The 4,616-nt window shown below is 69.6% G+C and carries 5 protein-coding genes; 1 reads left to right on the forward strand and 4 read right to left on the reverse strand.

Annotation, left to right across the window (positions count from 1 at the left end; genetic code table 11):
• Nucleotides 1-102 (forward strand): LexA family protein (locus V7E09_RS14520; RefSeq protein ID WP_442956900.1); only part of this gene is annotated, 102 nt, incomplete at its 5' end.
• 10 nt (nucleotides 103-112) lie between these two features.
• Here the strand turns inward: V7E09_RS14520 and V7E09_RS14525 are convergent.
• The 4 genes from V7E09_RS14525 to dapF all read right to left on the reverse strand — a co-directional run.
• Nucleotides 113-2,035, reverse strand: a complete 1,923-nt coding sequence (locus V7E09_RS14525; protein WP_324511445.1) for an ATP-dependent DNA helicase — start codon at nucleotides 2,033-2,035, stop codon at nucleotides 113-115.
• 76 nt (nucleotides 2,036-2,111) lie between these two features.
• Nucleotides 2,112-2,495, reverse strand: coding sequence for a DUF952 domain-containing protein (locus tag V7E09_RS14530; protein WP_324511442.1), 384 nt, complete (start codon nucleotides 2,493-2,495; stop codon nucleotides 2,112-2,114).
• Nucleotides 2,488-3,921, reverse strand: coding sequence for a GTPase HflX (hflX, locus tag V7E09_RS14535; RefSeq protein WP_324511443.1), 1,434 nt, complete (start codon nucleotides 3,919-3,921; stop codon nucleotides 2,488-2,490). Before hflX ends, V7E09_RS14530 begins: the two co-directional genes overlap by 8 nt.
• Nucleotides 3,914-4,616, reverse strand: a 703-nt coding sequence (gene dapF / locus V7E09_RS14540) for a diaminopimelate epimerase (RefSeq protein ID WP_324523611.1), incomplete at its 5' end; no start/stop codon positions are given. The genes dapF and hflX, both read right to left, overlap by 8 nt.

Below are 4,616 nucleotides of genomic sequence, written 5' to 3' on the forward strand. Positions count from 1 at the left end.
GGCCAGGTGTGGCTGCTGCCTCACAACGAGGCCTACTCCCCCATCGACGGCAACCAGGCGACCATCCTGGGCAAGGTGACCGCGGTCTTGCGTCGCGTCTGACCGCTGCGGCTCAGGCCACCGCGTCGGGATTCAGACGCCGCAATGCCGACACCGCGATCTCCGGATCCGTCGTCGACCAGAACGGCGGCAGCGAGGCACGCAGGAAGCTGCCGTAACGAGCGGTCTTCAGCCGGGGATCCAACACCGCGACGACGCCCTTGTCGGTCACGCGCCGGATCAGCCGCCCGCTCCCCTGAGCCAGCAGCAGCGCGGCATGGCTGGCGGCGACCGACATGAAACCATTCCCGCCGGACTGGTTCACGGCCGCCTGACGCGCCTGCATGAGCGGGTCGTCGGGTCGCGGAAACGGAATCTTGTCGATGACCACCAAGCGGCACGTCTCCCCAGGAACGTCAACCCCCTGCCACAACGAGAGGGTGCCGAACAGGCTCGTCTCCGGCTCCGCGATGAAGCGCTTGGTCAGCTCGCTGAGCTGCGCGTCCCCCTGACACAGGATCGTGTGGTGAGGGAGCTCGGTGCGGCAGTGACGTGCGGCTGCCTCCGCATTGCGCTGCGAGGCGAACAAGCCCAGCGTCCGGCCGCCGGCAGCCCAGATCAGCTCGGCCAGCTCCGCCAGGGCCGCGCCCGAGATCCCCTCGCGACCCGGCGCCGGCAACCGGTCCGCCACGTACAAGATCCCTTGGTGGGCATAGTCGAACGGCGACCCCACGTCGAGGCCCCGCCACGCCTCACCCTCGGCGGGGGCCTCGGCGTCCCCCTCCAAACGCTCGCTGCGACGCAGTCCGACGGTGTTCGCCGCCGCCTCGAACTGACCACCCAGCGTCAGCGTGGCCGACGTCAAGATGGTGGGGGTCTCGGCGAGGACGCGGTCACGCAGCAGGAACGCGACGTCCAAGGGGGCGCACACCAGCCACCGTCCGAACCGCTCCCGCTCGCTGACCCACACCACGTCGGTGTCCTTCATGGCCGCCATCGCCTCGGCGACGTCGAAGACCTCCTTGGCCGCGGCGGCCGCCTGCTTGGCCTCGGGCTCGTCGCCCTTGACCTGGCTGACGACGCGACGGGCCGCATCCCTGATCCGTGCCACGATCGCCATCGCGGGCGAATCCGGGTCGGTGATCCGCTCCAGCGGCGCCTTCTCCAGCACCTCGTTGAGCGTCTCTCCCAGATCCAAGAACTCGATCCCCAGATCGTCATCCACATAGGACAGGCACCGTCGCGCCACCCGTTCGACCTGCTGAGGACTCAACTCGTGTGAGGCGGCTCCCGTCACGCGCGAGGTCAGCTCGTGTGCCTCGTCGATGACCAGCCGATCATGCTCGGGCAGGACGGTGTTGCCGTGCATGGCGTCGATCGCGAGCAATGCGTGGTTGGTGACGATCAGGTCCGACTCACGGGCGCGAGCACGGGACCGCTCCACGAAGCACACGTCTCCAAACGGACACTGCTGGGCCCCCAGGCACTCCCGGACCGGGACCGATACCTGCGCCCAGGCTGCCGCCGTGTGCGTGGGAGCATCGTCGCGATCACCGCCGCCCTCTGCGTCCAGTTCCTCGCGGGCCCATTCGCGCAGGGCGAGGACCTCGGCGCCCAGCACAGACGTGGCGTCGGCGCGGGAGCGACGCAGCTCCGTGGCCATCTCCGCGCCTCCCAGCAGGGAATCCTGCTCCGCCCCCGCCCCTTCGATGACCCGGTGGAGGCACGCGTAGTTGGTGCGTCCCTTCAGGATCGCGTGGGTGATGCGGCGCCCGGTCACCTTCTCGGCGGCGGTCACCGCAGCCGGGATGTCGGTGTGCGCCAGCTGAGCCTGCAGCGCAAGCGTCGCCGTGGCAATCACCACGCGCTGATGGGGATTGCTGGACACATACGCCAGAGATGGCGCCAGATAGCCGAGCGACTTACCGGTGCCGGTCCCCGCCTGAACCAAGAGGTGCTCTCCGCTGGCGAAGGCGTGATCGATCGCCGCCGCCATCGCATCCTGCCCTGGACGTTCGCTGCCCTCGATTCCGGCCACGGCCGCGTCCAGGATCTGCTGGCTGAGGCTGCGCTCAGCCACGAGGCGACTGCTCGGGCTCTCCGATACCGACCTCGCCGTCGGCCAGGACGTGCACAGGACACACCGAGACGACCGCGCGCAGGGGCAGAGGGCCGTACAGGTGCGGGTAGCGCACCCCCGAGGCAGGGTCGGCCTCGAGTCGTACCGGAACCGAGCCCAGGCCTCCCCGGGCGATCTCCACCACGACCAGCGGCTCCGGGGCGTTCCCATAGACGGCGCGCACCACCGTCGCGATCTGAGCGGGATAGCAGCAATACACGAAGCCCTCATCCTCGAAGGAGACCCCCCGCGTCGACCATGGGTAGGCGCCCTCGCGTAGCGCTTCGGTCCACACGCGCCGCTCGGTGAGGTGCCACAACGGCAGCGAGTCAGGCATGAGGGCCTCCCTCGGCGACGGTCGGGGTCATCCGGAAGGGCGCGAGCTCGCCGGCGAGATCCTCGTTGACGCGGGCGTGCACCTGCGTTCCCTCGGCCGTGTGCTCGGAGCTCAGCAGTTCCCCCGCCTTGTGGATCCGGTCGACCAGTTCATGGCGGGCGTACGGGATCAGCACACGGATCTCCACGGCAGGACGCGGGAGGCGTCCCTCCACGCACGCACGCAGTTCCGCCACGCCCTCACCCGTGCGGGCCGAGACGAACACGGCCTCGGGGGCCAGCGTACGAAGGGGCAGCAGGGCGGATTCGTCAGCGAGGTCGATCTTGTTGAAGACGATCAGTTCAGGGATCGAACCAGCCCCGATCTCGTTGAGCACCGTGCGCACCGCGGTGATCTGCCCCGCCGGATCCGGGTCGCTCGCGTCGACCACGTGCACGAGCAGATCGGCTTCGGCGGACTCCTCCAGGGTCGAGCGGAACGCCTCGACCAGGTCGTGGGGCAGATGACGGACGAATCCGACGGTGTCGGTGAGGGTGAACACGCGGCCATCGGCGGCCTCGGCGCGTCGGGTGGTGGGGTCCAGCGTGGCAAACAGGGCGTCCTCCACGAGCACCCCCGCGCCGGTCAGCCGGTTGAGCAGGGAGCTCTTTCCGGCGTTGGTGTAGCCCACGATCGCCACCGACGGGATCCGATTGCGGCGACGCTCGGCGCGTTTGGTCTCGCGCACCCCGTCCAAGTCGCGGAGGCGTTTGCGCAACTGCGCGATCCGGGTGCGGATCCGGCGACGGTCGGTTTCGATCTTCGTCTCGCCCGGCCCACGTCCGCCGATCCCGGCGCCGCCGGCCGCCCGGCCGCCCGCTTGGCGAGACAGGTTGCCGCCCCAGCCCCGCAGCCGCTGCCGCAGGTATTGCAGTTGCGCGAGTTCGACCTGGGCCTTGCCCTCGGTCGACTTGGCGTGCTGAGCGAAGATGTCGAGGATCAAGGCGGTGCGGTCGATCACCTTCACCCCGACCCGATCCTCTAGGTTGCGCAGCTGAGCCGGCTCAAGCTCCCCGTCCATGATGACGGTGTCGGCCCCCGTGGCGATGACGACCTCGCGAACCTCGTCGACCTTGCCGCGCCCGATGTAGGTGGCGGGGTCGGGAGAACTGCGGCGCTGCACCAGCCCATCCAAAACCTCTGAGCCGGCCGTCTCCGCGAGCAGCTTCAGCTCCGCCATCGCGTTGTCGCTGTCGTCCTCGCTGCCGTGGGTCCACACCCCGACCAGGACGACCCGCTCCAGCTGCAACTCGCGGTACTCGACTTCGGAGATGTCCGCCAACTGCGTCGACATCCCGGGGACGCGGCGCAGCGACAACCGCTCGACGAGGTCGAGTTGCTGCCCGTCGACGTCGTCGCTGGTGTCTTCGTAGTGATGCTCAGTCATCGCTCTCCTCATCGCGTCGACCCTCGGCCGACGGCCATTCCAGCTCGCCGTGGGCCACGATCACGGCCGGCCCGGTCAGCCACGCTTCGTCGCCGGCAAGCTCGACGTCCACCGCACCGCCGGGGACCTCAACCCTCCAGAGCCCGTCCGTCTCCCCCTGCGCTGCCGCAGCCGCCCGTGCGGCGGCCACGGTGCCGGTTCCGCAGCTCTGCGTCTCCCCGACCCCGCGCTCGTACACCCGCATCCGCAGGTGACGCTCCCCCACTGGCGCGACGAACTCGACGTTGACGCCGCAGGGGAAGGCGTCTCGTGGTTCCCAGCTCGGTTGCTGGGTCAGGTCGAGTCCGGCAACCTGCTCGGGGTCGGGCACGACCACGACCGCATGCGGGTTGCCGACGTTGACCGGTGCCGCGGGCCACACCCGAGTGCCCACCCGGATCTCCACCGCTGGACCGCTCGTGTCGGTGCGGCCCATCCACACGCGTACCCGTCCGTCGGGCAGCAGGCGTGCGGTGCGCAGACCGGCGCGCGTACCGATGGCGATCTCCTGCGCATCGGGTGCGACCAGCCCCTGCTCGACCAGATAGCGGGCGAACACGCGCACCCCGTTGCCGCACATCTCCGCCAGCGAGCCGTCCGCATTGCGGTAATCCATGAACCATGCGTCGGGATCCCCCTCCCACTCGGGGACGTGC

This window comes from Propioniciclava sp. (assembly GCF_036744435.1).
GTDB lineage: Bacteria > Actinomycetota > Actinomycetes > Propionibacteriales > Propionibacteriaceae > Propioniciclava.